This window comes from Streptomyces sp. NPDC006372 (assembly GCF_040612515.1).
Lineage (GTDB): Bacteria > Actinomycetota > Actinomycetes > Streptomycetales > Streptomycetaceae > Streptomyces.
In genome coordinates, this window is sequence record NZ_JBEXQJ010000054.1 from 1 (window position 1) to 25,055 (window position 25,055).

The 25,055-nt window shown below is 72.4% G+C and carries 28 protein-coding genes; 5 read left to right on the top strand and 23 right to left on the bottom strand.

What is annotated here, in order from left to right; all coding sequences use genetic code 11:
- The 3 genes from ABZ016_RS40315 to ABZ016_RS40325 all read left to right on the top strand — a co-directional run.
- Positions 1-990, top strand: a 990-nt coding sequence (locus ABZ016_RS40315; protein ID WP_356921747.1) for a diacylglycerol kinase family protein, incomplete at its 5' end; no start/stop codon positions are given.
- A gap of 104 nt (positions 991-1,094) precedes the next feature.
- A complete protein-coding gene (locus tag ABZ016_RS40320; RefSeq protein ID WP_356921748.1) occupies positions 1,095-1,916 on the top strand; it encodes a methyltransferase domain-containing protein in 822 nt (273 codons plus the stop codon).
- A 43-nt stretch (positions 1,917-1,959) separates the two neighbouring features.
- Positions 1,960-2,130: a hypothetical protein gene (locus tag ABZ016_RS40325; RefSeq protein WP_039934097.1), complete on the top strand. Its 171-nt coding sequence runs from the start codon at positions 1,960-1,962 to the stop codon at positions 2,128-2,130.
- 22 nt (positions 2,131-2,152) lie between these two features.
- Here the strand turns inward: ABZ016_RS40325 and ABZ016_RS40330 are convergent, their stop codons facing one another.
- The 13 genes from ABZ016_RS40330 to ABZ016_RS40390 all read right to left on the bottom strand — a co-directional run bounded on the left by ABZ016_RS40330 (position 2,153) and on the right by ABZ016_RS40390 (position 12,256).
- Positions 2,153-2,473: a gas vesicle protein K gene (locus ABZ016_RS40330; protein WP_356921749.1), complete on the bottom strand. Its 321-nt coding sequence runs from the start codon at positions 2,471-2,473 to the stop codon at positions 2,153-2,155.
- The gene (locus ABZ016_RS40335; protein WP_003994122.1) at positions 2,470-2,658 is read right to left on the bottom strand and encodes a gas vesicle protein; all 189 of its coding nucleotides are present in this window, start codon (positions 2,656-2,658) and stop codon (positions 2,470-2,472) included. The genes ABZ016_RS40330 and ABZ016_RS40335 overlap by 4 nt, the downstream gene beginning before the upstream one ends.
- Entirely contained in the window at positions 2,655-3,428 is a 774-nt protein-coding gene (locus ABZ016_RS40340; RefSeq protein ID WP_356921750.1) for a GvpL/GvpF family gas vesicle protein, read from the bottom strand. The genes ABZ016_RS40335 and ABZ016_RS40340 overlap by 4 nt, the downstream gene beginning before the upstream one ends.
- The gene (locus ABZ016_RS40345) at positions 3,425-3,763 is read right to left on the bottom strand and encodes a gas vesicle protein (protein WP_356921751.1); all 339 of its coding nucleotides are present in this window, start codon (positions 3,761-3,763) and stop codon (positions 3,425-3,427) included. The genes ABZ016_RS40340 and ABZ016_RS40345 overlap by 4 nt, the downstream gene beginning before the upstream one ends.
- Positions 3,760-4,872, bottom strand: coding sequence for an SRPBCC family protein (locus tag ABZ016_RS40350; protein WP_356921752.1), 1,113 nt, complete (start codon positions 4,870-4,872; stop codon positions 3,760-3,762). The genes ABZ016_RS40345 and ABZ016_RS40350 overlap by 4 nt, the downstream gene beginning before the upstream one ends.
- A complete protein-coding gene (locus tag ABZ016_RS40355) occupies positions 4,869-5,507 on the bottom strand; it encodes a DNA primase (RefSeq protein ID WP_356921753.1) in 639 nt (212 codons plus the stop codon). Before ABZ016_RS40355 ends, ABZ016_RS40350 begins: the two co-directional genes overlap by 4 nt.
- Positions 5,504-5,770 carry a gas vesicle protein GvpG gene (locus ABZ016_RS40360; protein WP_356921754.1) on the bottom strand — a complete coding sequence of 89 codons (267 nt, stop codon included), beginning with the start codon at positions 5,768-5,770 and terminating at the stop codon, positions 5,504-5,506. The genes ABZ016_RS40355 and ABZ016_RS40360 overlap by 4 nt, the downstream gene beginning before the upstream one ends.
- 4 nt (positions 5,771-5,774) lie before the next feature.
- A complete protein-coding gene (locus ABZ016_RS40365; protein ID WP_356921755.1) occupies positions 5,775-6,548 on the bottom strand; it encodes a GvpL/GvpF family gas vesicle protein in 774 nt (257 codons plus the stop codon).
- Positions 6,545-6,979 (bottom strand): gas vesicle structural protein GvpA, encoded by a 435-nt coding sequence (locus tag ABZ016_RS40370; RefSeq protein WP_356921756.1) that lies wholly within the window; start codon positions 6,977-6,979, stop codon positions 6,545-6,547. Before ABZ016_RS40370 ends, ABZ016_RS40365 begins: the two co-directional genes overlap by 4 nt.
- Positions 6,980-7,025: 46 nt before the next feature.
- The gene (locus ABZ016_RS40375) at positions 7,026-7,397 is read right to left on the bottom strand and encodes a gas vesicle protein (RefSeq protein WP_356921781.1); all 372 of its coding nucleotides are present in this window, start codon (positions 7,395-7,397) and stop codon (positions 7,026-7,028) included.
- A 91-nt stretch (positions 7,398-7,488) separates the two neighbouring features.
- Positions 7,489-8,418 carry a non-homologous end-joining DNA ligase gene (gene ligD / locus ABZ016_RS40380; protein WP_356921757.1) on the bottom strand — a complete coding sequence of 310 codons (930 nt, stop codon included), beginning with the start codon at positions 8,416-8,418 and terminating at the stop codon, positions 7,489-7,491.
- Positions 8,415-10,262, bottom strand: a complete 1,848-nt coding sequence (locus ABZ016_RS40385; RefSeq protein WP_356921758.1) for a transketolase — start codon at positions 10,260-10,262, stop codon at positions 8,415-8,417. Before ABZ016_RS40385 ends, ligD begins: the two co-directional genes overlap by 4 nt.
- Positions 10,259-12,256, bottom strand: coding sequence for an FAD-dependent oxidoreductase (locus tag ABZ016_RS40390; protein WP_356921759.1), 1,998 nt, complete (start codon positions 12,254-12,256; stop codon positions 10,259-10,261). Before ABZ016_RS40390 ends, ABZ016_RS40385 begins: the two co-directional genes overlap by 4 nt.
- Before the next feature lie 173 nt (positions 12,257-12,429).
- On the opposite strand from ABZ016_RS40390, the gene ABZ016_RS40395 reads away from it, so the two are divergent.
- Positions 12,430-13,392, top strand: a complete 963-nt coding sequence (locus ABZ016_RS40395) for an LLM class F420-dependent oxidoreductase (RefSeq protein WP_356921760.1) — start codon at positions 12,430-12,432, stop codon at positions 13,390-13,392.
- An 84-nt stretch (positions 13,393-13,476) separates the two neighbouring features.
- On the opposite strand, the gene ABZ016_RS40400 is transcribed toward ABZ016_RS40395, so the two are convergent.
- Both ABZ016_RS40400 and ABZ016_RS40405 read right to left on the bottom strand, forming a co-directional pair.
- Complete coding sequence (locus ABZ016_RS40400) at positions 13,477-14,514, bottom strand: SDR family oxidoreductase (protein WP_356921761.1); 1,038 nt, start codon at positions 14,512-14,514, stop codon at positions 13,477-13,479.
- Between the two features lie 6 nt (positions 14,515-14,520).
- A complete protein-coding gene (locus tag ABZ016_RS40405) occupies positions 14,521-14,976 on the bottom strand; it encodes a phage holin family protein (protein WP_356921762.1) in 456 nt (151 codons plus the stop codon).
- Positions 14,977-15,024: 48 nt separating this feature from the next.
- Between ABZ016_RS40405 and ABZ016_RS40410 the strand changes: the two genes are divergently transcribed.
- On the top strand, positions 15,025-15,372 hold the full coding sequence (locus tag ABZ016_RS40410; protein ID WP_356921763.1) for a VOC family protein: 348 nt from the start codon (positions 15,025-15,027) through the stop codon (positions 15,370-15,372).
- A gap of 18 nt (positions 15,373-15,390) precedes the next feature.
- Here ABZ016_RS40410 and ABZ016_RS40415 read toward each other — a convergent pair whose 3' ends face one another.
- From ABZ016_RS40415 to ABZ016_RS40450, 8 genes are all read right to left on the bottom strand, one after another.
- A complete protein-coding gene (locus ABZ016_RS40415; protein ID WP_356921764.1) occupies positions 15,391-15,951 on the bottom strand; it encodes a GNAT family protein in 561 nt (186 codons plus the stop codon).
- Positions 15,952-15,987: 36 nt separating this feature from the next.
- Positions 15,988-17,781 carry a CocE/NonD family hydrolase gene (locus ABZ016_RS40420; RefSeq protein WP_356921765.1) on the bottom strand — a complete coding sequence of 598 codons (1,794 nt, stop codon included), beginning with the start codon at positions 17,779-17,781 and terminating at the stop codon, positions 15,988-15,990.
- Between the two features lie 131 nt (positions 17,782-17,912).
- Complete coding sequence (locus ABZ016_RS40425; protein WP_356921766.1) at positions 17,913-18,845, bottom strand: LD-carboxypeptidase; 933 nt, start codon at positions 18,843-18,845, stop codon at positions 17,913-17,915.
- Positions 18,842-20,812, bottom strand: a complete 1,971-nt coding sequence (locus ABZ016_RS40430) for a prolyl oligopeptidase family serine peptidase (RefSeq protein WP_356921767.1) — start codon at positions 20,810-20,812, stop codon at positions 18,842-18,844. The genes ABZ016_RS40425 and ABZ016_RS40430 overlap by 4 nt, the downstream gene beginning before the upstream one ends.
- A 16-nt stretch (positions 20,813-20,828) precedes the next feature.
- Positions 20,829-22,142 carry a M20/M25/M40 family metallo-hydrolase gene (locus tag ABZ016_RS40435; RefSeq protein WP_356921768.1) on the bottom strand — a complete coding sequence of 438 codons (1,314 nt, stop codon included), beginning with the start codon at positions 22,140-22,142 and terminating at the stop codon, positions 20,829-20,831.
- Positions 22,135-22,968 carry a M55 family metallopeptidase gene (locus ABZ016_RS40440; protein WP_356921769.1) on the bottom strand — a complete coding sequence of 278 codons (834 nt, stop codon included), beginning with the start codon at positions 22,966-22,968 and terminating at the stop codon, positions 22,135-22,137. Before ABZ016_RS40440 ends, ABZ016_RS40435 begins: the two co-directional genes overlap by 8 nt.
- A 74-nt stretch (positions 22,969-23,042) precedes the next feature.
- The gene (locus ABZ016_RS40445; RefSeq protein WP_356921770.1) at positions 23,043-24,140 is read right to left on the bottom strand and encodes a GDSL-type esterase/lipase family protein; all 1,098 of its coding nucleotides are present in this window, start codon (positions 24,138-24,140) and stop codon (positions 23,043-23,045) included.
- Between the two features lie 83 nt (positions 24,141-24,223).
- On the bottom strand, positions 24,224-24,949 hold the full coding sequence (locus ABZ016_RS40450; RefSeq protein ID WP_356921771.1) for a methyltransferase domain-containing protein: 726 nt from the start codon (positions 24,947-24,949) through the stop codon (positions 24,224-24,226).
- Between the last annotated feature and the right edge of the window lie 106 nt (positions 24,950-25,055).

Sequence of the window (25,055 nt, forward strand, 5' to 3'; positions counted from 1 at the left end):
GACCACCCGGTGCTGGCCGCCCGCTCGTTCGACACGGCCACCACCGTCCGCCGCGTCGCCCGCACCGCCTCCGTCAGCTCCCGCACCCGCTCCCGCCCCCGCGCCGAGGTCCCGGCGCTGCCGGACGGTGAGGGGCTCGTCCTCGTCGCGAACGCCGGCGCGGGAACCGCCGAGCGTGCGCGTGCCCTGCGGGACGCCCTCCCGCTCGCCGAGGTCGTCGAGTGCGCGCCGCAGGACGTGCGCGCGGAGTTGGAGAAGGCCGCCGCCCGCGCCCGGGTCCTCGGTGTGTGCGGCGGGGACGGCACGGTGAACAGCGCCGCCCGGATCGCCCTGCGCTCCGGGCTCCCCCTCGCCGTCCTGCCCGGCGGCACCCTCAACCACTTCGCCCACGACCTCGGGGTGGAGGACGCGCGTGACCTGGCCCGCGCACTGCGGGCGGGCGACGCCGTGCGCGTGGACGTGGGGCGTTACGTGTGCGGCGACGAAGACGGCGTCTTCCTCAACACGTGCAGCGTCGGCGTCTATCCGGAGCTGGTGCGGGAACGGGAGCGCTGGTCGCCCCGGATCGGCGGCTGGTCGGCCGGGCTGCTCGCCGCCGTGCGCGTGCTGCGGGCCGACCGGCACCCGCTGGAGGCCGACTTCCAGGGGCGCACCCGTCCTCTGTGGCTGCTGTTCGCCGGGAACGGCACCTACCACCGCATGGGGCTGGCACCCGGCCGCCGGACGGACCTGGCGGACGGGCACCTCGACGTGCGGGTCGCGCACGGCGGGCGCCGGCCCGCCGCCCGGCTCCTCGCCGCCGCCCTCGCCGGGCCCCTGACCCGCTCCCCCGCCCATGCGGCCGTGCAGGTGGGACGTCTGCACCTGGACCATGTGGCGCCCGGCACGCTCCTCGCCTACGACGGTGAGGTCACCGAGGTGGCGGGCCGCGTGACGCTGGAGAAGCTGCCGGAGGCGCTGACCGTCTACCGGCCGACGCCGCGACGCTGACTGACGTACTGTCAGTCCATATACCGGGAAGCGGGTCTCATTATTCGGCGGGCCTGGCGTACCGTGATCCCCTGCCGACCCGAACGGAAGGGGTGGGATCCGCCATGCCGGAACCACGGGAGACCGCGGTCTACACGCACGGGCACCACGAGTCGGTGCTGCGCTCGCACACCTGGCGGACCGCGGCCAACTCGGCCGCGTACCTGCTGCCCTCACTCGAACCGCACATGAGGATCCTGGACGTCGGCTGCGGGCCGGGCACCATCACCGCCGACCTGGCCCGGCTCGTGCCCGACGGGCACGTCACCGGCGTCGACCGGGCGCCGGAGATCCTGGCGCAGGCGCGTGCCACGGCGGCCGGCCGAGGGCTGGGCAACGTCGACTTCGCGGTCGCCGACGTGCATGCCCTGGACTACCCGGACGACACGTTCTGTGTCGTGCACGCCCATCAGGTGCTCCAGCACGTGGGCGACCCCGTACGGGCGCTGCGCGAGATGAAGCGGGTCGTCAGACCGGGGGGTCTCGTCGCCGTGCGGGACGCCGACTACGCGGCCATGACCTGGTTCCCGGCGTCCGAGGGGCTGGACGACTGGCTGGACCTCTACCGCCGGGTCGCCCGTGCCAACGGCGGTGAGCCGGACGCCGGGCGGCGGCTGAAGGCGTGGGCGCTGCGGGCGGGACTCACGGACGTCACGGCGAGCTCCGCGACGTGGACCTTCGCCACGCCGGACGAGCGGGCCTGGTGGAGCGGGCTCTGGGCCGACCGGACGACGGCGTCGGCGTACGCGGAGCGGGCCCGGCTGGGCGGGCACGCGAGTGAGCAGGAACTCCGGGCCGTGGCCGACGCCTGGCGGGAATGGGGGCGGCGGGAGGACGGCTGGTTCAGCGTGCTGCACGGAGAAATTCTCTGCAGAAAGGGAGCCTGAATCCCTGTTCCCCGGGCAACCGCTAGAACAGGAGGTTCGAATTATGGTTCCCATTCTGCTGGTGCTGCTTCTGGCTTTGATCCTTTTCGGCGCCGGATTTGCAGTAAAGGTGCTCTGGTGGATCGCGTTGGCGGTTATCGTGCTGTGGCTGCTGGGATTCGTCGTCCGCGGCACGTCCGCGTCCGGAGGCAGGGGCCGCTGGTACAGGTGGTGAGTGAGCCCCGGGGGACGGGGGGTCAGCCCCCGTCCCTGGGGAGCAGCGGTCCGAGCGGCCCGAGGTCCAGATTGAGGTCCTCGGGCCGCAGGTCGTAGCGCTCGCGCAGTTCCGTCATCCGCTCTTCGAGCAGCATCAGCGTGAGCCCGATCCGCTCCTCCTGGTCCTCGCTCAGGTCCCCCACGTCGAACCGGCGCAGCGCCTGGCGCTCCATGAGCTGGCGCAGCAGCTCCACCACCGTCAGCACGAGTTTGAGCAGGTCACGCTCGACCGTGTCGGGCTCCAGGTTCAGCCTGTTGCGCTGCGCCCCATCGCGCTGGCCGGGGTCGTCGGACGGCGTCACAGCAGCTCCTCGAACGGGGAGGGCACCTGCGCGTTCACCGAGCTGATGAGCGCGTTGAGGTCGATACGGACGAGATCCACGTCGGCGATGCGCAGGGTGATGTCCCCCGTGATCACGACGCCGCCGGCGAGCAGCCGGTCGAGCAGGTCCACGAGGGCGACCTCACGGCGTTCCACTACGGTCACGGCTTCTCCCCACCGGTCACGGCCTCCCCGGCGAACGAATAGGCCGCCCAGGGACCGGTGAGTTCGATGCGCATTCCGGGAAGCTCACCCTTGGTGCGGTCCACCAGTTCCACGAATTCCTCGGAATGCGCACGTGGCACGAGATATGCCGCGTTCAATACGTTGCGCCCGGTCGCCTTGGAAAGGGCGGGATTCTGCGGCGGATGCAGCCGGGAATCCTCCGCAAACGCGGAAAGCTGTTCGTGCAGCTGGGTCGAGAAACTCTCGGCTTTTTGCCACATTTCCTCGTGCGACCGGGTCTGAGCACGCCGCTGGCGCAGATAGTCCCGGCCCGACGCCGCTTTCCGCGCCGGCTCGGCGGTCTCCTTCGGCTCGGACTCGGCGTACACCTTGACGCCCCACTCGACCCGGCCCTCCAGCCGGTCGAGGGTGCGCTGGAAGTCCTCTTCGCGGGCTTCCAGCATCGTCCGTACGCCGCTGTCGTCCCGGAAGACGGTGCCCAGCCGGAGCGGCAGCGGCGTCGTGACGGTCGTCAGCGCGTCGATCACACCCTGGTGGGCCCGGGCGGTCTCGGTGAGCCAGTCCAGATCTTCCAGATGGCTGTGGAGCGGTTCCTCCGCGAAGTCCCGCTCCGGCACATGGCTGACCACGGCGACGAGGCCGTGATGGGTCAGCCCTCTGGGCGGATCACCCGCCACCCCCTTCAGCTGGGACTGCAGCGGTGTGCCGAAGGGGCGGCAGACGGCGTAGACGTACCGCAGACCGGTCACGGTGCCTCCTTCTCCTCCGCGCGGCCGGTCTCCAGTTCCTCCAGCCGGGCCAGCCTCTCGCGCAACTCGGCGTTCTCACGGGTCAGTTCATCACGGCGGGCTCGCGTGGACAGCGCCGGGTCGCTTTCCCACCAGTCGATTCCCATCTCCTTCGCCTTGTCCACGGAGGCGACGATCAAACGCAGCTTGATGGTGAGGAGTTCGATGTCGAGCAGGTTGATCTTGATGTCGCCCGCGATGACGATGCCCTTGTCCAGCACCCGTTCCAGGATGTCGGCCAGGTTGGCGCCGCCCCCCTGGCCGTAGGGCTCGGGCATCCTGCTGGGCGTCGTCATCGCCGGGTCCCTGCCTCAGCTTCCTCGTCTTCGTACTCGTCGTCCTCGTACTCCGCCTCCGGCTCGTCCTCCGGCTCCTCCTCGCCTTCGGCCTCCTCGTCGTACTCGCCCTCGGCTTCGTCCTCGTACTCGCCCTCGGGCTCCTCCTCGCCCTCCTCTTCGTCCTCGTCCTCCTCGTACTCGCCCTCGGGCTCCTCCTCGGTGCCCTCGTCCTCGGAGGACTCCTCGGACTCCTCCTCGGCGAGCGCGTCCTCGTGGCTGCGGACGACCTCGCCGTCGCGGATCTCACCGCGCCAGCTGTCCTCCGCCTCGCCCTTGATCGTGATGAAGCGCACGAAGTTCTTCAGGTCGAGCCGGGCGCGGCGGCCCTGGGCGCGCCAGATGTTGCCGGTCTTCTCGAAGAAGCCGGAGGGGTAGTACTCGATGAGCAGCAGGACCCGGGTCAGGTTCTCGGTGATCCGGTGGAAGGAGACGACGCCCTTCATGGTGCCCTTGGCCCCCTCGGAGGTCCAGGCGATGCGGTCGTCGGGAACCTGTTCGGTCGTGGTCGCCTTCCAGCTGCGGCTGGACCACCAGATCTTCGCCTGCCAGTCGGAGTGGGTGTCGTCGTCGCGGCTCGCGCTCTTGACGCCCTTCGCGAAGGTGCTGAAGTCCTGGTACTGCGTCCACTGGTCGTACGCGGTGCGCAGCGGCACACCGACGTCGATGTGCTCGATGATGACGGTGGGCTTGTTGCCGGAACGGCCCTTGCCCTTCTTGCCCCCGCCGCCCAGGTTCTTGACCGCCCCGGTGACCTTGTCCTTGAGGTGCGAGCCGCCGGTCTCCATCGCCGCGCGCAACGGTCCCTTGCCCTCGGCGATCTTGCGGCCCCCGTCGAGGGCGAGTTTGGCGAAGCCGGGGCTGTTGCCCTCGGCGATGTCGTTCAGCTTGCCGGTGGTCTCGCCGAGCTTGCGGCCGACTCCGGTCAGCATGCGGGTGGCCTGGGCGGCGAGGTACTCCTGCAACTCGGCCTTGAGCCGGTCGGCGGCCTCGCTGTGGGCCAGGTCCGTCAGCGGGTTCTTCGTCGCTCCGTCGGCGGTGGACTTCGCCGAGCCGAGAGTGTCGCTCATCCCTCACCGCCTCCCTTCGGCAGTCGGGACCGGGCGCTGCCGCCCCGGCCGCCGGCGGTCGCCTTCTTCGCGGCCGTGGTCTTCTTCGCCGCCGCCTTCCGGCCCGCCGTCTTCTTGGCGGGGGCCTTCTTGGCAGGGGCCTTCTTCGCGGGTGCCTTCTTCGCGGCCTTCTTCGCAGGCGCCTTCTTGGCGGGTGCCTTCTTCGCCGCCGGCTCCGGCTCCTCGTCCTCCTCGGGAGCGGAGTCCTCTGGCTCCTCGGGCTCCTCGTCCTCGTCGTACCCGGTCTCCTCGGCGTCGTCCTCGCGTCCGCCGGACGCCGCGCCCGACAGCTCGTCGCGCATCTGTGCCGTACGGCCGTGCAGCCGGTCGGCGAGGGAGCCGAGCTGCCGCTCGACCATGGCGCCGGAGGCGGCCTTGCCCACCCCGCGCAGGTCCCCGCGCAGTTGGTCGCCTATCTCCTTGAACTGCGGGTTGTTCTTCAGCTGCTGCTGGACCAGCTCCGCGACCATGCGCGGGCTCAGGTTCAGCTTCTTCCCGGCCACCAGTCCGCCGACGGCGACCGCCATCTTCAGCTTTTTGGTACGCCCAAGGAGATATCCGGCCCCCACCGCGAGGCCCAGTCCCGTTCGGTTCATTGTGTGTTCCCTTGTTGGCCTGTTCCCGCGCTCCCGCGCGTAGCGGTCTCCAACCGGTCGAGGAGTTCGTCCTCGAGGCGGTCGAACTCCTCCTCCGTGATCTCCCCGGCCTCCAACTGCTCCTCCAGACGGGACAGCTCCGCCCGGACCGTGGCGGGGTCGTAGTAGATCCGCTCGGCCTCCTGGAGCACCTGCTTGATGGCCCAGGCGCTGCCGCGCGCCGGTGCGAGCGGCAGCAGCAGCACCTCGGAGATCAGGCCCATGTCGTCACCCCGCTCCGGTGTCCGTGCCGCTCGCCGCGGTGCCCGCCGGCTCGGCCGGGCCGGACTCGACGAAGCTGTACGGCGGCAGCGGGCCGTTGATCCGCACCTCCAGGTGCGGCATGTCCTTGCGGGCCTGCTCCACCGCGGCCAGGAAGTTCTCGGCCGACTCCCGGTCCACCAGGAACGACACGTTGGCCAGCCAGCCGGTGGACTCGGGGCCCACGCTCACGTCCTCGGCGGCGGGCTCCAGGACGCTCTGGAGTGCGGCGGCGTCGTCGGCCTCCTTGGCCTTGACCGCGGCCGCCACCAGCTCGCCGAGCCGGATCTTGTCGTCGTAACTGCCGCCGCCGGACTGCCGGTTGGCTTCCGCGAGACCGCGGATGTCCGGACTCTCGGCCATCACCTGGTGCAGGACGGCCTCTTCCACGTGATTGGCCTTCACGTTGTACTCGACCCGGCCGTCCAGGGCGCGCAGGCGCTCCTTGTAGTGCTCGGCCCGCTCGGCGAGCACACCCGTGATCGAGTTGTCGTCCGGGGCGACGCTGCCGAACCGCATGGGCAGCACGCAGGCGGCCGCGCCCGCCTCGCTCAGCACATTCTGGTGGGCGAGCAGGTCCCTGCGCTTGGGCCGCAGCCCTTCGGGCGCCTCGCTGACGACGGCCGCCAGATCGCCCTCGCGCAGGATGCGCACCGGGCGGGGCGGGTCACCGACACCGCCCATGCCCTCGGGGAGGGACGGATGCGTGCTCGCCGCGATGCCGTAGACGTAGGTGCTCACTCCTGCTCCTCCTTCCGGCGGGACGACGTGCTCTTACGGGCGCGCGGGCGGGACTCGCCCTGACGCTCGGAGCCTTCCTCGCGCGCCTCCTTGAAGGCGTCGGAGATGGTCTCGGCGGCGCCCGACAGCGCCCCCTTGGACTTGCCGCGCGCACCGGACTCGGTCATCTCGCCGACCAGGTCGGGCAGGCCCGGGTCCTTCCGGGGCCCGGCCTCCAGGTCGAGCCGGTTGCACGCCTCGGCGAAGCGCAGATAGGTGTCGACGCTGGCGACGACAACCCGTACGTCGATCTTGAGGATCTCGATGCCGACCAGGGACACCCGGACGAACGCGTCGATCACGAGCCCCCTGTCCAGAACCAGTTCAAGTACGTCGTAGAGACCGCTGCTGCCGCCTCCGCCGCCTGTCTGCTGTGCCGGTACGACAGTCATGCCGGATGCTCCTCCTTCTCTGGGAATGCGGTTCCGGTCGGGCGGCCTAGCGGCCGCCGGACCTGCGCGCGTCGGACCGACCACGTTCGTAGCGTCCAACGCGCCGGTAGCCGGTGAGCTGCCCCTGGGGGTCGAGCTCCACCTGGTAGGTCGCCATCAGGCTCATCGTGTCCGGCACGCGTTCGAGTTCGAGGACCTCGACCTCGAGCGACCAGCCCGCCTCCGTCTGCTCGAAGGCCGACACGGACTCGGCTTCCATGCCGGTCAGCTCCGCGAGCTGACCGCGCGCCTGGCGCAGCACCTCCATCGGGCCCGGCCGGTCGCCGGCCGCCTGACGATCGGTCGATGTACGCGATTTCTGTGAGTCCTGTTCGTTTTGTGAATCTTGTGACTCTTGCGTGTTCTTTGTGTTCGACATGGCCACCTCCCCCTCCGTGTGGCCGCAAGAGTGTTCGCCAAACCTCAACGGGCGCATGCATCTGACACCCACCGCCCTCACACGTGTCGGCTCAGCCGCGCAGGGCTGCCAGCCGCCGCCGGGCCGGGCCCAGCGCCCGGCCGCGGTTCAGCAGGCCCGACCAGGGGTTCGTGCGGGCCTGCTCGACCGCGTCGGCGATGGTCCAGCGGCGGGCGTGCAGTTCCGGATCGTCCAGTTGCTCCCAGCTGACGGGGGTCGCCACGGGCGCGCCCGGCCGGGGCCGGACGGTGAAGGGCGCGACGGCCGTCTGCGCGTAGGCGTTGCGCTGCACGTCGAGGTAGAGCCGCTCACCCCGGTCCTTCTTGCGGGCGGCGGTGGTGAGCCGGTCGGGGTGGGCGCCGGCGAGCGTGTCGGCGACGTCCCGGGCGAAGGCGCGCACCTCGTCGAAGTCGTGCCGGCCGTTCAGCGGCACGATCACGTGCAGCCCGCGCGAGCCGGTGGTCATCAGCGCCGAGGGCAGCTCCAGCTCGTCCAGCAGCTCCCCCACCAGCCGGGCGGCCTCCCGGACGGCCTCGAAGTCGTCCCCCGCCGGGTCGAGGTCGAAGACCAGCCGGTCGGGGTGGTCGGCGCGGTCGGCGCGGGACAGCCAGCGGTGCAGGGTGATGCTCGCCTGGTCGGCCAGGTAGAGGAGGGTCGCGGTGTCGTCGCAGACGGTGTGGCAGACGGTCCCGCCCTCTTTGGACAGCTCGACGCGGTCGATCCACTCCGGGTAGTGGTCCGGGGTGTTCTTCTGCATGAAGCGGGGGCCGTCGAGGCCGTCCGGATGCCGCTCCAGCATCAGCGGACGGCCGCGCAGGTGCGGCAGCATGAAGGGTGCGACGGCCCGGTAGTAGTCCACCAGGTCGCCCTTGGTGTACTCCTTGGCGTCCCCGCCGCCGGGAAAGAGCACCTTGTCCGGCCGGTGGACCTCCACGGTGCGGCGGCCGGCCCGCACCCTGCGCGTGCCGTCGCCGCCGCTCACGGCACGACCGCCTCCTCCACCAACAGCCGCCCGGCCGCCGCGATCGACTCCGCGTCGATGCCCGCGGCGTGCAGCTGCTCGTCCGGGGACGCCGAGCCCGGCATGCTCCGTACGCCGAGCCGTACCAGGCGCGGTACGGGGCGCCCGTCGGTGAAGGCGTCGAGGACCGCGTCGCCGATGCCGCCCTCCGGGTGGTGGTCCTCCACGGTCACCAGGCAGCCGGTCTCCTCGGCGGCCCGCCGCAGGGTTGCCCGGTCGACGGGCTTGACGGAGTACAGGTCGATCACGCGTGCCTGGATGCCTTCGCCGGCCAGGGCGTCGGCGGCGGCCAGGGCCTCGTGCACGGTGACCCCGGCCGCGACGAGGGTCAGCCGGTCATGGCCGGAAGAGCGCAGCACCTTGCTCCCGCCGACCGGGAACTCCTCGTCCGGGCCGTAGAGCACCGGGCTCTCGCCGCGCGAGGTGCGCAGGTAGCGGATGCCCTCCAGGCCGGCCATCGCGCCGACGAGCTTCGCGGTCTGGTTGGCGTCGCACGGGTACAGCACGGTGGAGCCGTGCACCGCCCGCATCATCGCCAGGTCCTCCAGGCCCATCTGGCTGGGCCCGTCCTGGCCGATGGCGACGCCCGCGTGCGAGCCGACGAGGTTGATGCCGGCGCCGCTGACGGAGGCCATCCGGATGAAGTCGTGGGCCCGGGTCAGGAAGGCCGCGAAGGTGGCGGCGTACGGCACCCAGCCGCGGGTCGCGAGCCCGACCGCGGAGGCGACCAGTTGCTGCTCGGCGATGTAGCACTCGAAGTAGCGGTCGGGGTGCTCCTTGGCGAAGAACTCGGCGCGGGTGGAGTCGCCGACCTCGCCGTCCAGGGCGACGATGTCGCCGCGGCCGGTGCCGAGCGCGGCCAGCGCCTCGCCGAAGGCGTTGCGGGTGGCGACCTCCTCACCCTTGTCCCACTTCGGGAGTTCGAAGTTCCCGGTGTGGACGGAGTGCAGCATGCGGGCGGCGGGCGGCTCCTGCACCCGTACGCGGATGTCTCGGGGGCCGCCGAGTTCGGCGATCGCCTCGTCCGCCTCGGGCAGCGGCTTGCCGTGCAGGCCCTCGCGGTCCTGAACGCCCTCCACGCCCTTGCCCTTGAGGGTGCGGGCGAGGATCGCGGTGGGCTGGCCCTTGGTGGAGGCGGCCTCGCCGTAGGCGCGGTCGATGGCGTCCACGTCGTGGCCGTCGACCTCGATGGTGTGCCAGTCGAAGGCCTTGAAGCGGCGGGCGTAGGCGTCCAGGTCGTGCCCGTGCCGGGTCGGGCCGCGCTGGCCGAGCCGGTTCACGTCGACGATCACGGTGAGGTTGTCCAGGTGCTCGTACCCGGCGTGCTCGGCGGCCTCCCACACGGAGCCCTCGGCCAGCTCGCTGTCGCCGCACAGCACCCACACGCGGTAGCCGGTGCGGTCGAGCCGCTTGCCGGCGAGGGCGATGCCGACACCGACCGGCAGGCCCTGGCCGAGCGAGCCGGTGGCCGTCTCGACCCAGGGCAGACGCTGCGGCGTGGGGTGCCCTTCGAGTCGGCTGCCGAGCTTGCGGAAGGTGAGCAGCTCCTCGTCGTCGATGGCGCCGGCCGCCTTGTACGCGGAGTAGAGCAGTGGGGAGGCGTGCCCCTTGGAGAGGACGAAGCGGTCGTTGCCGGGGTGTGCGGGGCGGTCGAAGTCGTAGTGGAAGTGGTGGGCGAGCAGGACGCCCATCAGGTCCGCCGCGGACATCGAGGACGTGGGGTGCCCGGAGCCCGCGGCGGCGGAAGCGCGGACACTGTCCACGCGCAGCTGCTGGCCGAGGTCGGTGAGTTCACCGGTGTTCATGAGTCTCCTTTCGCGGAATCGTCCGGCGCATCGGATCGCTTGACGGGGCCGGGGGCGGTGTCGGGGCCCGGGGGCGGCTGGCCGGGCGGAGGTTCGAGGGTGCTCGGGCCGGGCTGGTCCTGGGCGGGCTCCCCGCCGGGCTGGTTCTTCGCGGGCTCACCACTGGTCCCCTTGGCTGGCTCACCACCCGGCTGATTCTTGGCGGGCTCCCCACCGGGCCGGCTCTTCGCGGGCTCACCACCGGGCTGGTTCTTCGCCGACTCCCCGCCCGGCTGCCCCTTCGCCGGCTCGCCACCGGGCTGGTTCCTGGCCGGCTCGCCGCCCGGCCGGCCCTTGGCCGACTCCGCCTCGGAGCGCTGCTCCGCGAACCGGGATCCGGGCCCGCCCCCGGACGGCTCAGCCCCCGGGCGTCCCTTCGCAAGGTCCGCCTCGGAGCGCTGCTCCGCGAACCGGGGACCGGGCCCCCCGGGCCCATCGCCGGGCGGCGTTCCGCCCGGGCGGCCCTTCGGCGTCTCGGCCTCGGTGCGTGGCTGCGCGGGCCCGGGTCCGGGTCGTACCTGCGTCGACCCGGATCCGGGCTGCCCCTTCGCGGGCTCTTCCCCGGTCCCGCCCCGCTCGGGTTCGTCATGGGTGTCGGACGCGAGCGCCGCTCCCGGCCCGGACCGGGCCTCCTCGCGCTGTCCGGGCCCGCCCGGCACCCGGGCCACCTCCGGCGACGACGTGTCCAGCGGCACGGACCAGGACCGGACGAGCCCCAACTGCACGGCCTGCCGCGGCAGTACCGCGTCCAGCAGCCAGTCGGCCGCGACCCGGACACGGTTACCGGGCATCGCCGCCAGATGGTAGCCACGCGCGACCGCCCCGGCCGGCACCCCGGACAGGGACACGCCCAGCGGGTTGGCGGCGGCCTTCGCACCACCCAGGTCGACGACGAAACCGAGGTCCCGGTGCCGGTAGGGCCGGCGCGCGCCGCCGAGCCCCAGCGAGGCGGCGACGTTCTCCGCCGCGACCTTGCCCTGCCGCCAGGCGTGCTGCGCGGTCATCGGCGTGTAGCCGCCCGGCTTCTCGAGGTCGGGCACCGCCGCCACGTCACCGCAGGCGAACAGCTCGTCCCGGCCCGGCACCCGCAGGTGCGGGTCGACGAGCAGCCGCCCCTTCTCGAGCGGCAGCCCGAGGGACTCCACCAGCGGGTCGGGCCGTACGCCCACGCACCACACCAGCGTCCGGGTGTCGACGAACTCGCCGTCGGTCAGCATGACCCCGTCGTGCGTGGCCTCCTTCACGGAGGTGCCCATCCGCACGTCCACGCCCCGCTCCCGCAGCACCCGGTCGGCGGTGGCGGACAGCTTCTCGTCCATCTCGGGCAGCACCCGCGGGGCCACGTCCAGCAGCAGCCAGCGCGGCCGCATGCCCTGTCGCAGCGGATGCTTGCGGACCTGTGCGTCGGTGAACATCTGCCCGTGCGCGGCGACCTCGGTCCCGGTGTATCCGGCACCGACCACGACGAAGGTGCACCGCGCTGCGCACGTCTTGGGGTCGTCCGCGGCGGCCGCGAGCTCCACTTGCCGGGTCACGTGGTCGCGCAGGTAGAGCGCCTCGGGCAGCCCCCGGAAGCCGTGCGCGTGTTCGGCGACGCCGGGGATGGGAAGCAGCTTGTTGACGCTGCCGGCGGCGAGCACCAGCCGGTCGTAGGAGAGTGTGCCGCCCTCGCCCTCGGGGCCGGTGTAGTGCAGGGTGCGCCCGTCGAGGTCGATGCCGTCGGCCTCGCCCAGGACCAGCCGTACGTCCGGCAGCGTGTCCGAGAGGGAGACCGTGACCCGGCGCGGCTCCAGGACACCGGCGGCGACCTGGGGCAGGAGGGGCAGATACAGGAAGTAGTCGGTCGGGTTCAGCAGGGTGATGTGGGCCCGCCCCCGGGTGATCCGGGACAGGGTGCGGGCCGTGCGGTATCCGGCGAAGCCGGCACCGACGATCACGATGCGGGGTCGACTCACGGTTGGCTCGCCTCCGGCGCTGTCGCGTACCTGGGGAGCCTTCCGCGTCCCCCTGGCCAGGGCACCCAAACGTCCGCGGGGCCACCGCTCGCCCGAACGCGGCCGGTTTCCGGCCCGGCGCCCGGGTACCCGGTGCGGGATACGGACCGCCCACGTCGCGGAGGCACTTCCCCATGCCCGAGTACGGTTACTTCCTCTCGTGCGAGCAGTACGGACCGGCCGAGCTCATCGAGCAGGCGCGGATGGCCGAGCAGGCCGGCTTCCAGGCGCTGTGGATCTCGGACCACTACCACCCGTGGAACGACGAGCAGGGCCAGAGCCCGTTCGTGTGGTCGGTGATCGGCGCGCTGTCCGAGGCGGTGTCCCTGCCGATCGAGACGGCGGTGACCTGCCCGACGGTGCGCATGCACCCGGCGGTGGTGGCGCAGGCCGCGGCGACCAGCGCGGTGATGACGCACAACCGCTTCCGGCTCGGCGTCGGCTCCGGCGAGGCGCTCAACGAGCACATCCTGGGCGACCACTGGCCGCCGGCCCATGTCCGGCTGGACATGCTGGAGGAGGCCATCCAGGTGATGCGCCGGCTCTTCACCGGCGAGGAGGTCAACCACCACGGTCCGCACTACACGGTGGAGAACGCCCGGCTGTACACGGTCCCGGACGAGCCGATCCCGATCGACATCTCCGGCTTCGGCCCGGCGGCGACCCAGCTGGCGTCCCGCGTCGGCGACGGCTACATCTCGATCATGCCGGACGAGGCGATGGTGGAGCAGTACCGCAAGGGCGGAGGCGGTGGAAAGGTCGTCAGCGGCGGCACCAAGGTCTGCTACGACACCGACAAGGACGAGGCCGTGCGCACCGTGCACCGGCTCTGGGCGAACGAGCAACTGCCCGGCGAGCTGGGCCAGGTGCTGCCCTCACCGAAGCACTTCGAGCAGGCGCAGCAGCTGGTCACCGAGGACATGGTGCGCGAGAACCGGGTGTGCGGCGACGACGTGGACGAGCACGTGGCCGAGCTGAAGCAGTTCGCCGACGCGGGCTTCGACCGGGTCTACGTCAACCAGATCGGCCCCGACCTGCGCGGCTTCTTCGACCTCTACCGCACGAAGGTGCTGCCGCAGCTCCAGCAGGCCGTCTGACCAGCGAGTGGTTCCGGGTGGCCTGAAGCCACCCGGAACCACCTGTGCCGAGCGGAACCCGAGCGGGACCGCCGACCAGCGCGACTAGCGTCGGACCAGCCCGGCTACCTTGCGTGCCGCCAGGGCCCCGGCGCCCACGGTGAGGGCCGCGCCCATCCACCCCCGGTTGCGCGACACCCACTGCTGCGGGCTGTCGTCCAGGGCCTCGTCGTCGAAGCGCCCGTGCGCGCCGAAGTCGTCGCCGTGCGGGCCGTCCGCGGGCGACCACAGGTTCGCCGGCCCTTCGTGCGCCCCCTCTTCCTGCTGCGCGTCGAAGTTGGTGCGCGCCAGATAGCGGTCCAGCAGCCCGGGAACGACCGCGTTGGCGACGAGCGTGGCGACCGTGGAGCCGCCCACCCAGTACTCCCGGCGCCGCGCGTGCGACGCCGCGTGCACGATCGCCCGGGCCGCGACCTCCGGCTGGTACACGGGCGCGACGGGCCGGGCCCGCCCCGGCATCCGGTTCAGCACCCAGTCGAACTGCGGGGTGTTGAGGCCCGGCATCTGCACCATCGTCGTCCGCACCCGGCTGCGCGAGTGCAGCAGCTCGCAGCGCAGGGACTCGTTGAACCCCTGGATCGCGTGCTTGGCCCCGCAGTACGCCGACTGCAACGGGATGCCCCGGTAGGCGAGCGCGGAGCCGACCTGCACGATCGTGCCCCGGTCGCGCGGCAGCATGTGGCGCAGGGCGGCCCGGGTGCCGAACACGAAGCCCAGGTACGTCACCTCCGTGACCCGGCGGAACTCGTCCGGGGCGACCTCCGTGACCGGTGCGAAGACCCCGGTGAAGGCGTTGTTGACCCAGACGTCGATGTGGCCGAACGTGTCGACGACCTGCTGGGCCGCCGCGTCGACGGCCGTGGCGTCGGAGACGTCCACGCCGATGACGAGCGCCTCGCCTCCGGCGCGCCGTACCTCGTCCGCGGCGGCCTCCAGTCCCGTACGCCCCCGGGCCAGCAGAGCGACCTTGTCGCCCCGGGCGGCGAAGGCCCGGGCCGTGGCCCGTCCCACTCCGCCGCTGGCTCCGGTCACCACGACGACTCGGCCGTGCTTGTGCTTGTGCCGTGTTTCCGTCTTGCCCACCTCGTATCAGGCCTTTCGGTGGGGTACTTCAGGAGCGTCCGAGGGCCGCGGGGGCACGCTGCCCGGGGCGGGCCCGCCGGCGGCTCCGCCGACCGGCCCGGCGGCGGGCGGGGCCGGCGGTACGGGCGGTACACCGGCGGGCAGCCCGGCGCCGGAGCCGGGCCGGGAGGCGGACGGCCGGGCCGCGCCTCGCAGCACGTACGCGAGGGCGCCCAGGATCACGGCGGTGATCAGCGCGGCGGCCCAGTCCGGCAGACCGAGGGCGAGGGCCAGTCCCACGGCGAGCGCGAGGGCCGCGCCCGCGTACAGGGCGAGGGCACCGGACGCGGCGTACAGGGCCGCCTTGCGGCGCTGCTTGCGCGTCTGCTCACGCAGTTCGTCCCGTACGGTCTCGCGCGCCACCTGTGCCAGCTCGTCCACCAGATGCTTGTCAAGATGCTCCAGGTGATCCAACGGCTTCATGCCCGACCGGGTACCCTCGCCCCCTGGCGCGTAACTAGGCTCGTCACCATGGAGATTCTGGGTACCACGCTGCGCGTCTGCGTCGACGACCTCGAGACCGCGATCCCCTTCTACGAGCGGCTGGCGGGCGGCAGAGCCCAGCGCTTCGAGCGGGGCGGTGTCCAGGTGGCGGCGATCGGCTGCTTCCTGCTGATGAGCGGGCCCCCGGCCGAACTGGAGGTGCTGCGCAAGGTGGCCGCGACGATCGCCGTGCAGGACGTCGACGACACCCACCGGGTGCTCACCGAACTGGGGGCCCACATCGTCGCGGGCCCCATCGCCTCCCCGGCCGGACGTAATCTGATCGCGCTGCATCCGGACGGGTCGATCTACGAGTACGTGGACCGCAATCCGTGATGCCCGGCGGGGCCGGACTCAGCGCGGCCCCGGCCCCTCGATCATCTCGGCGGTGATCGCCCAGCGTTGGTGGTCGCGCCAGGCCCCGTCGACGAAGAGCATCTTCGGCGAGAAGCCCTCCAGGCGGAACCCGCAGCGGCGGGCCAGGGCGATCGACGCGGCGTTCGCGGGCTGGACGTTGATCTCCAGCCGGTGCAGCCGCATCGGGCCGAACGCGTACCGCACGACGAGGTCCAGTCCTTCGCGCATCAGCCCGCGCCCGGCGGCGTGCGCGAAGGCGCCGTAGCCCAGCGCCCCGGACTGGAAGCCGCCCGCGACGATGTTGTTGATGTTGATGAATCCGGCGACGGCCCCGTCGTCCTTCTCGCAGACGAGGAAGCCGGCCTTGGACGGGTCCTCGATCAGCCGGCCCGCGTACGCGGTGTACGCCGACGCGCCCTCGGGCGGGAAGAGCCACGGGCGGTGCAGGTCCCTGCTCTCCCGGGCGCGGGCGGTGAACTCGGCGCCGTCCTCGTAGGTGAAGTGGCGTACCCCCACCCGGGGGCCTTCGGCGAGGTAGCGGGATGCGTTGTGCGGCACCCCGCCACAGTAACCTCGCCGCCTGAGGTCTTCCCGTCAGGAGCCGGCGACCGGCAGCCGCAGCACTCCTGTGTTCCGGGGCCCGCTGACCACGGTCACCGGCTTGATGCCCCTGTTGCCGAAGTACGCGTCGTCGCTGGCCGCGATCACGAACCGCAGCCGGTGCCCCGTCGCGTACCGGTGCACGATCCCGGGCAGGGTGACGGTGAAGCTCTTGGTCACGTCCGGCACGCGGACCGGCGCGACGAGGCGGCGCACCAGGGTGCGGGTGCCGTCGGGGGCGACGTCGTAGAGCTTGGCGAACAGGACGAGCCTGTCGGCCGCGTCGTGGGAGTTCTGGGTGCGCTCGGCCTTCGGGGAGCGCACCTTGAGCGTGGCCCGGGGCGCGCCCACGACATCGAGGGGGCGTGCCAGAGGAGCGCTGGTCCAGTCGAGGTAGGTGCCCTCGGTGTCGCGCGGCGGGGCGGCGGGCAGTCCGAGGGGGCCGGCCAGCGAGCTCTCCGAATGGCTCGTGGGGGCGGTCCAGTTGGTGTAGCTCCGGCTGCCGCGGGCCACCTTGTTCCGGTTGTCGACGAGTTTGCCGTCGCCGGAGAGGAAGAAGGTGCGGTCCTGCGCCGGAAGCCGGTCGGCGGTGGCGTAGGTGCGGTCCGGGTCGGTGATCCAGTCCCGGTGGTAGGCGAAGGCAGGTCCGGTGTCGACGTCCGTCCGTCCCCGCAGGTGGCGGTCGAACCAGGCGAGGACGCGCCGGCCGACGTAGCTGGTCTCCAGGTTGCCCTTCGACAGGTCGAGTTCACCGGCGGCCGAGCCGGTGAGCCCGGCGCTGTGGCCCCAGGACTGCCAGATCATCTTCACGGGCGTGCCCTGTGCCGAGAGCGTGCGGTACGTCGCCGTCGCCTCGTTGAGGTTGAAGAGCGTGTCGGCCTGCCCCTGGACCAGCAGGGTGGGCGTCCTGACGCGGTGGAGGTACGACGCCGGGGAGACGCTCCGGGCGAAGGCGAGCAGCTCCGCGGTCCGGTCGGCGGGGTAGCTGCCCGAGTTGAGTGTGTGGATGGTCCGGCAGGCCCTGGTGACGAAGTGCAGGCACTTGAAGGAGTTGACGCGGGACGGGGCGACGTTGGGCTGGAGCAGCGGCTGGCCCTCGCCGATGAGGTAGAAGCCGTTGGTCCACTGCCATTTGAAGACGCCCGGGACACCCCTGCCGCCGACGGTGTTGTTGGGGGCCAGCGCATACGCCAGGTCGTTCCAGGTGATCATGGGGACGAGCGCGTCGAGGCGGTGGTCGACGGCGGCCGTCGCCAGCTGGACGGCGCCGCCGTAGGAACCGCCGATCATGCCGACGCGCGGGTCTCCCGGGGCGTCCAGGGTGACGAAGTCGACGGTGGTCCCGTCGTCGGCGGTGCGCTTGCCGCCCAGGAAGTCGACCAGCTGCGAGGCGGCGGCGCCGTCGATGTCCGGGTCGTCGAGGGAGATGAGGCAGCCGCTCCTGCCGAAGCCGAGGCCGGAGTAGACGAGGGAGACGTAGCCGCGCTGGGCGAAGGCCTTGCCGACGGTGTCCGTCGAGCCGTCCGACTTGCTGCCGCCGAAGCCGTTGGTGCCGAGCACGGCGGGCGCCGGGTGGGCGCGGTCCACGCCCGCGGGGCGGTACAGGTCGGCGTCGACCGTGCAGGGACGGCCGCCGGAGCTGACCGTGAGCTTCAGCGGGGTGACGGTGTAGGCGGGGTCCGCCGTCGCCGGTGGGGTGAGGGTGAGGGGGGCGGCCAGGGCGGCGCCCAGCACGAGAGCAAGGGGTGCGCGGGATCTGGGCACGCGTCGGGACACTCGGACCTCCACGGTGGGGACGACGACATCCGGGCAGCTGGATACCGACCAGTAGGTACTGGCCGGTAGTCATGGTGTGACACGTGTCAGGAGGCGTCAATCACCGAAACGAGGGTTCTTGACACGATTTCAGTAGGGGGTCGTCAGCTCAGGGCCGGTTCGTCGAGCGTCAACGTGCCTGCCGTCGCGTCCAGTTCGCCCAGAGCGCCGAACGGAACGGTCAGCGCGCCGTCGCAGTGGCCGAACCCGAACTCCTCCACGACCGGGACCCCGAGACCGCCGAGCCGGTCGGCGAGGACCGCCCGCAGCTCCTCGTACGGGCCGCACGACTCCCACGAGCCGAGCACGATCCCGGCGACCCCGTCCAGCCAGCCGGAGCGCAGGAGTTGCGTCAGGTACCGGTCGAGGCGGTACGGGCTCTCGCCCACGTCCTCGATGAGCAGCAGCCCTCCCCCGGCCCCGGCATGCGCGTGCGGGGTGCCGAGGTCACTCGCGAGCAGGCTCAGGCAGCCGCCCAGCGTGACGCCCCGGGCGCGGCCCGGCACCAGCACCGCGCCGCCCGGGGGCACGGCGGTGAGGGTCCGTGCGGACTCGGGGTCGAAGAGGGTGGCCCGCAGATGCTCCTGGGCCCGGGCGTTCTTCAGGAAGTCGACACCGGCCGCCGCCGGGCCGTACAAGGTGACCAGTCCCAGGCGGGTGGCGAACGCCTGGTGCAGGACGGTGATGTCGCTGAACCCGGCGAACACCTTCGGCCCCGCCGCCCGCATCGCGTCCCAGTCCAGCAGGTCGACCATGCGCTGCGCCCCGTACCCGCCCCGGGCGCACAGCACCGCGGCGACGGCCGGATCGCACCAGGCGTTCTGGAGGTCGGCGGCCCGCTGGGCGTCCGCGCCGGCCAGGTAGTCCAACGTGTCGTGCCGGCCCAGCACGTGGGGCATCACCATCGGGTCGAGGTCCCAGCCGCGCAGGACGTCGAGCCCGGCCTGGAGCCGCTCCTCGGGCACCGGTCCGCTGGGCGCGACGACGGCCACTCGGGCGCCGGGGGCGAGTCGGGGCGGCCGCAGAAGTTGTCTCACGTGGAGATCCATCGGGAAGGTCCTAGCTCCAGGGTCGGGATGCCGGGCGGGTTCAGGCGGAACACCTGGGCGTAGAGGGAGAGTTCGGCCTCCAGGGCGCGCACCATGGTCTCCGCCCGCCGGAACCCGTGCCCCTCCCCCGCGAAGGCGAGGTAGGCGTGCGGCACCGGCCGGTCCCCCAGCCGGGCCAGGAACCGTTCGCACTGCACGGGCGGGCAGATCACGTCGTCCAGGCCTTGGAGCAGCAGGAACGGCACCGCGAGGCGGTCGGCGTGGGTGGCGGGCGAGCGCTCCGCGTACCGCGCCGGCACCTCGGCGAGCGGCCCGATCAAGCTCTCCAGGTACCGCGACTCGAAGTCGTGGGTCTCCCCCGTGCCCCAGCCGGTGAGATCCAGGATGGGGTACTTGATCGTGCCGCAGGCGTAGACGTCGGTCGTGGTGAGCGAGGCGGCCGCGGTCCAGCCGCCGGCACTGCCGCCCCGGACGGCGAGCCGCTCGCGGTCGGCGGTGCCCTCGTCGGCCAGGGCCAGGGCGACGGCGGCACAGTCCTCGACGTCCACCACGCCCCACTGCTCGCGCAGCCGCTCGCGGTACGGGCGGCCGTAGCCGGTCGAACCGCCGTAGTCGACCTCGGCCACGCCGATACCGCGCGAGGTGAAGTAGGCGATCTCCAGGTCGAGCACCAGCGGCGCCCGGCCGGTGGGCCCGCCGTGCGCCCAGACGACGTACGGCGGCAGCTCGTCACCGGGCGCCACGAAGCCGGGGTGGTGGGGCGGGTAGATGTGCGCGTGGATGTCGCGCCCGTCCGGGCCGGTGAAGGTGCGGATCTGCGGCTCGGGGTAGTAGGCGGGGTCGACGGCATCGTCGTGCTCGGCGCCGATGACACGGGCGTGGCCGGTGCGGGCGTCCAGCTCCACGACCTCGTAGGCGCTGCGCGGGCTGGCTCCCACGGCGACGACCCGCTCACCCTGGGCGGCGAGGGTGGGCGCGAACTCGGTCCAGGGCCCCGCCGCGTCGACGACCTCACCGGTCTCGGGGTCGAGGATCCCGAGGGCGGTGGCGCCCCGGCCGTGCACCACGGCGACCGTTCCGCTCGCGAGCGGTGTGAACCATCGGGAGCCCAGCTTCCACAGGGCCCCGCCGAACTCCTCCTCGCGGGGGCACAGCGGCTCCCCGTCGAGGTAGAGGTTCCACCAGCCGCCGCGGTCGCTCGCGTGCAGCAGCCGGCCGTCGTGGGTCCAGTCCGCCTGGGCGATGGACTCCCCGGGGCCGCCGGCGACGGTCCGGGCGCCGTGCAGGGTGCCGTCGGGGCCGACGTCGGCGAGGAGCAGTTCGGTGCCGTCCCAGGGCATGCGCGGATGGTCCCAGGCGAGCCACGCGGCGCGCTGCCCGTCGGGCGAGAGCTTCGGGCCGGTGACGAACCGGTGCCGGTCGTCGGTGAGTTCGCGTACGGCTGCGCGGTCCTCGGCGGCGGAGCCGTCGAGCGGGACGGCGGCCAGGACACGGCGCACGTCGGTGGGTCCCTCGCCGGTGAACTCCTCCAGCACGCACCACACCTCACCCCGCTCGGGCCGCACCAGCGGCTCCGCCCAGCGCAGCCCCGCGCCCACCGGGGACACGGGCGTGAGGGGCCGCGGCCGCCCGCCGGGTTCCCAGCGGTACAGCCGCTGGTCGGCGAAGTTCACGAACACCACGAGCGGGCCGTCGTCGCCCGCGAGGGCGGCCCAGGGATGCCCGCCGTACTCGATGACCCGGCTGCGCACGTTCCAGGGGGCGGGCAGCGGCGACTCCTCCGTGCCGTCGGCGTGCCGCCGCACCAGGGTGCGCCGGCCGCCCTCGGCCGGGCGCGGCTCGGTCCACCACACCTCGTCGCCCACGCAGCCCACCCATTCCGGGTGCCCGTCGTGCGCGGCGGCCAGGGCCGCGTCGATGGGCGAGGGCCACGACCCGTACGCCAGCTTCCGCACCGTCTCCCCCGCTCGCCTAGACCGTCCGCAGGAACCGGTCGAGCACCCGGACGCCGAAGTGCAGCGCCTCGACGGGGACCCGCTCGTCGACGCCGTGGAACATGGCCCCGTAGTCGTAGCCCTCCGGCAGCTTCAGCGGTGTGAAGCCGTAACCGGTGATGCCGAGGCGGGAGAACTGCTTGGCGTCCGTGCCACCGGACATGCAGTACGGCACGACGTGCCCCTCCGGGGCGAACTCCTCGACGGCGGCCCGCATCCGGGCGAACGTCACCGAGTCCACCGGCGATTGGAGGGCCACCTCCCGGTGGTGGAACTCCCACTCCACGTCCGGCCCGGTGAGCTTGTCGAGCGTGTCGCGGAACTCGTCCTCACCACCGTGCAGATACCGGCCGTCCACGTACGCCACGGCCTCCCCGGGGATCACGTTGACCTTGTAACCGGCGTCCAGCATGGTCGGGTTGGCGCTGCCCCGAACGGTCGACTCGACGAGTTTCGCGGCGGGGCCGAGCTTGCCGAGCAGCGCGTCCACATCGGCCAGGTCGGGCTCGACGCCGTACAGCGCGGCGAGTTCGGTGAGCGCGGCGCGCACGGTCGGGGTCAGCCGCAGCGGCCACTCGTGCTCGCCGATCCGCGCGATCGCGGCCGCGAGCCGGGTCACCGCGTTGTCGCGGTTCACCTTGGAGCCGTGCCCGGCCCGGCCGCGGGCGGTGAGCTTCAGCCAGGCAGTGCCCCGCTCACCGGCGGAGACGGGGTAGATCTGCCGTCCGGCGCCGTCGTGGAAGGTGAAGGCGCCCGACTCGCTGATGCCCTCGGTGCACCCCTCGAACAGTGCGGCGTGCTCGTCGGCGAGGAACCCGGAGCCGTCCTCGGCGCTGGCCTCCTCGTCGGCCGTGAACGCGATGACGATGTCACGCCGGGGCCGGACGCCCCGGCGCGCCCAGGCGCGCACGACGGCGAGGATCATCGCGTCCATGTTCTTCATGTCGACGGCGCCGCGTCCCCAGACGACGCCGTCGCGGATCTCCCCGGAGAACGGGTGCACGCTCCAGTCGGCGGCCGCGGCGGGCACGACGTCCAGATGGCCGTGCAGCAGCAGCGCGTCCGCTGCGGGGTCGGTGCCCTCGACGCGGGCGACGACGTTGGTGCGGCCCTTGGTGCGCTCCAGGAGCGTCGGCTCGATCCCGGCTTCGGCCAGCCGGGCGGCGGCGTACTCGGCGGCGGGCCGCTCCTGGCAGTCGCCCCCGCCCCGGTTGGTGGTGTCGATCCGGATCAGGTCGGACGTGAACGTCACCACCTCGTCCAGCGCCGGCCCGCCGATCTGCTCAGCCATACTGTTCCTCCACCGCGGCCGAGACGATCGTGGTGACCGCCTTGAAGGCGCGGATGCCCTCGTACATGGTCCCGCTCGTGTATGCCACCTTCCGCTCCCCGATCCGGTCCACACCCGGCACGACGGTGGCGGCCATGGCCAGGTGCTCGGCGTCGAACTCCACGGCGACGGTGAACGGACCCCCGCGCACGGGCTCGTGCCGCACCGCGAGCGCGGCGGCCTCCTTGGCCGCGGCCCGGATGTCGGCGGCGGTCCGGGCGGGCGTACGGCACACGGCCGCGTACCGCGAGACGTGGTCCTTCACGGCGACCTTCAGCGCCCCGGGCGCGTACCCGAGCGCGTCCTCGCAGGCCACGTCGTCCCCGGTGACCAGGACGACCGGCACCCCGTACTCGGCGACGACATGGGCGTTGAGCAGCCCCTCGCTCGCCCGTACGTCGTTCAGCCACACGCCCGTGATGGAGTTCGCGAGGTAGGTGTGGGCGAGGACGCCCTCCATGCCGGCGCCCGCGTGGTAGCCGACGAACGCGACACCGTCGACGTCGCCGTGCTGCACGCCCTCCACCATGGACAGCTCCTTGTGCCGCCCGGTGAGCAGCTGGGCCCGGTCGTCGAGCCGCTCCAGCAGGAGGTTGCGCATCGACCAGTGGGCCTCGTTGATGATCACCTCGTCGGCGCCGCCGTCGAAGAAGCCGAGCACGGCGGCGTCGACGTCCGAGGTGAACAGCGACCGGCAGCGCTCCCACTGCGAGGCGCCGGGCACCACGTCGTCCGGCCAGGTGACACCGGTGGCGCCCTCCATGTCGGCGCTGATGAGGATTCTCATGACGAGCGGTCCCGGATGGAGATCTTCATGGTTCGTCACGTTACGCGCTGCGGGCGGAACCGGCTACGAGGTGCTCACCAACGGATCGGCAGGTCGCGGAGGAACGCGGTGAGCCGGTCGGCGAGGAGGCGGTGGTCGTGGGCCGAGTAGTGCCAGTGGCAGCCCGTGTAGTCGAAGCCCGTGTCGTCGAGGGGCCAGTAGCGGACCCCGCGGTCGCCCGCGCCGGCGCGTTCCTCGACCACCTGCCGGACATGTCCCGCGAACGGTCCGGCACCGACGGCCACGAGGGTGGTTCCGGGCCCGTAGCGCGTCCGGAGCTTGTGGAGGAAGCCGCTGTACGCGCTCCGGTAGGCGGCCGCGAGGCTCTCGTCCGTCCACGGCTCGCCCGGGCCCACGGGGGTCGAGAAGTCGTTCGTGCCGAGGTGCACCACCACCAGCCGCGGCCGCCAGGTGCCCGGGTTCCGCCAGACGTCGGCCGGGTCGTTCAGCAGCGCGCGGTCGTAGAAGGTGCGGTAGGTGACCTCCGGTGAGCCGCCGTTGTAGTTGCGCACCATGCCGAGGCCCGAGTAGGCGTTGATCTGGTAGTCGGCGCCCAGCCGCCGTGCCGTGAGGGCACCGTAGCCGACGTCGGCGTCGGTGGTGCGCTTGAGCTGCTCGCCGTCGCAGTCCCGGGAGGTCGAGAGGTTGCCGTAACCGGCGGTGAGGGAGTCTCCGACGAACTCGATCTGGCGGCTGCGCGCGGCCGGCCTGGCGAGCACCGCGCCGCCCGGCGCGGCGACGAAACCGCCGAACGCGCTGGTGCTCCAGGGGGTGTCGTTGCGCTTGACGAGCCGGACGGTGTGCACTCCCTCGCGCAGGCCATGGACCCAGTGGGTGGTCCTGCCCGGCGTGACGAGGGTGGCGACGGTGGCCCCGTCGACCTGGACGTCGTAGTCGGCGGCCGGGTCGTCGAGCACGACGCCCACGCCGGTGCCCCGGATCCGGCCCTCGAAGTAGACGCCGGGCCAGCTGTACTGGAGCACGTCTCCGGCGGCCTTGACCCGTCCGGCGGTGTGTACCGTCGCCGCCGGCCCGTGTTTGCCCGGCGTGGCGGCGGTGGTGACCGCGGACGTGCCGGTCAGGACCATCGCCGCCGCAGACGCGACCAGCATCCGTAACCAGGGCAACGGCATGGCTGTCCTCCGGGGGACGAGGCAGGTGCACGGAACGGTGCAGAGTGACCGTACACCGACAAAACCGTGCTCACCAGGCCGCCTCAGACCGTACGCCCCGCCACCAGCCACCTGGAGGGCAGCTCGACACGGGTGCCGTCGGGGCGGTACTCCGTGGTCACGAGGGGCAGTTCGCCGCTCGCCAGGACGGTGAGGCCGGCCGAGCGCAGGTACTCGGGTACGGCGTCGTCGGAGACCTCGCCGGGTGCTATGCCGTGCCGGAACACGGGAGCGAGCTTGGGCGGCGGTCCGGCCGGACCGCCCGCCAGGTCCATCAGCACCGGTTTCGCGGCTCCCGAGAGCTCCACCAGGAAGGCCCGGCCCCGGTCGCCGACCAGGGTGGCGATGCCGTCGACGAGCGACTGCCGGTCGTCCGGCTCGCACTGGTGCAGGACGCCCCGCATGTAGACGTTGGTGTCACCGAACTCCGCGTGCAGAGTCTGGGCCGCGCTCTTCTCGGCGGCGTCCAGCTGCCGGTACGTGGCCTGCCCGGCCGGGTCGGCGCGCCGGGCGTGATCGAGGGCGGCGGCCGACAGCTCGGCGCCCACGACCCGCGGGAAGCGCTCGGCGAGGAAGCGGGTCTGGGTACCGTTGCCGCAGCCGAGGTCCACCAGCGGCAGTGCGGGATCGGCCAGATGCGGTTCGAACAGGGCGAGATGCGGACCGGCCGTCAGGGCCGGTTCCGCGTCCCAGAAGACCGCCCCGGGTTCGACGGACGCCGCACGCCAGAACCCCTCCCACGCCTCCCGGTACCGACTCGTCACGCTCATGCCCAACTCCCCAGGGTGCGAACGAATCCCGCCAGATGACGGGCGAGTACGGTGTACCGCGCGCCGCGGGCCACTACAAGCGTCGGACATCTTCTTTCACGGCTCG

Coding starts and splice junctions, on each gene's coding strand:
- ABZ016_RS40440 (WP_356921769.1), bottom strand. CDS start 22,968: ATGAGAATCCTCATCAGCGCCGACATGGAGGGCGCCACCGGTGTCACC.
- ABZ016_RS40450 (WP_356921771.1), bottom strand. CDS start 24,949: ATGAGCGTGACGAGTCGGTACCGGGAGGCGTGGGAGGGGTTCTGGCGT.
- ABZ016_RS40375 (WP_356921781.1), bottom strand. CDS start 7,397: ATGTCGAACACAAAGAACACGCAAGAGTCACAAGATTCACAAAACGAA.
- ABZ016_RS40395 (WP_356921760.1), top strand. CDS start 12,430: ATGCCCGAGTACGGTTACTTCCTCTCGTGCGAGCAGTACGGACCGGCC.
- ABZ016_RS40385 (WP_356921758.1), bottom strand. CDS start 10,262: ATGAACACCGGTGAACTCACCGACCTCGGCCAGCAGCTGCGCGTGGAC.
- ABZ016_RS40345 (WP_356921751.1), bottom strand. CDS start 3,763: ATGACGACGCCCAGCAGGATGCCCGAGCCCTACGGCCAGGGGGGCGGC.
- ABZ016_RS40325 (WP_039934097.1), top strand. CDS start 1,960: ATGGTTCCCATTCTGCTGGTGCTGCTTCTGGCTTTGATCCTTTTCGGC.
- ABZ016_RS40435 (WP_356921768.1), bottom strand. CDS start 22,142: ATGGCTGAGCAGATCGGCGGGCCGGCGCTGGACGAGGTGGTGACGTTC.
- ABZ016_RS40355 (WP_356921753.1), bottom strand. CDS start 5,507: ATGAACCGAACGGGACTGGGCCTCGCGGTGGGGGCCGGATATCTCCTT.
- ABZ016_RS40405 (WP_356921762.1), bottom strand. CDS start 14,976: ATGAAGCCGTTGGATCACCTGGAGCATCTTGACAAGCATCTGGTGGAC.
- ABZ016_RS40370 (WP_356921756.1), bottom strand. CDS start 6,979: ATGACTGTCGTACCGGCACAGCAGACAGGCGGCGGAGGCGGCAGCAGC.
- ABZ016_RS40350 (WP_356921752.1), bottom strand. CDS start 4,872: ATGAGCGACACTCTCGGCTCGGCGAAGTCCACCGCCGACGGAGCGACG.
- ABZ016_RS40445 (WP_356921770.1), bottom strand. CDS start 24,140: ATGCCGTTGCCCTGGTTACGGATGCTGGTCGCGTCTGCGGCGGCGATG.
- ABZ016_RS40360 (WP_356921754.1), bottom strand. CDS start 5,770: ATGGGCCTGATCTCCGAGGTGCTGCTGCTGCCGCTCGCACCGGCGCGC.
- ABZ016_RS40410 (WP_356921763.1), top strand. CDS start 15,025: ATGGAGATTCTGGGTACCACGCTGCGCGTCTGCGTCGACGACCTCGAG.
- ABZ016_RS40320 (WP_356921748.1), top strand. CDS start 1,095: ATGCCGGAACCACGGGAGACCGCGGTCTACACGCACGGGCACCACGAG.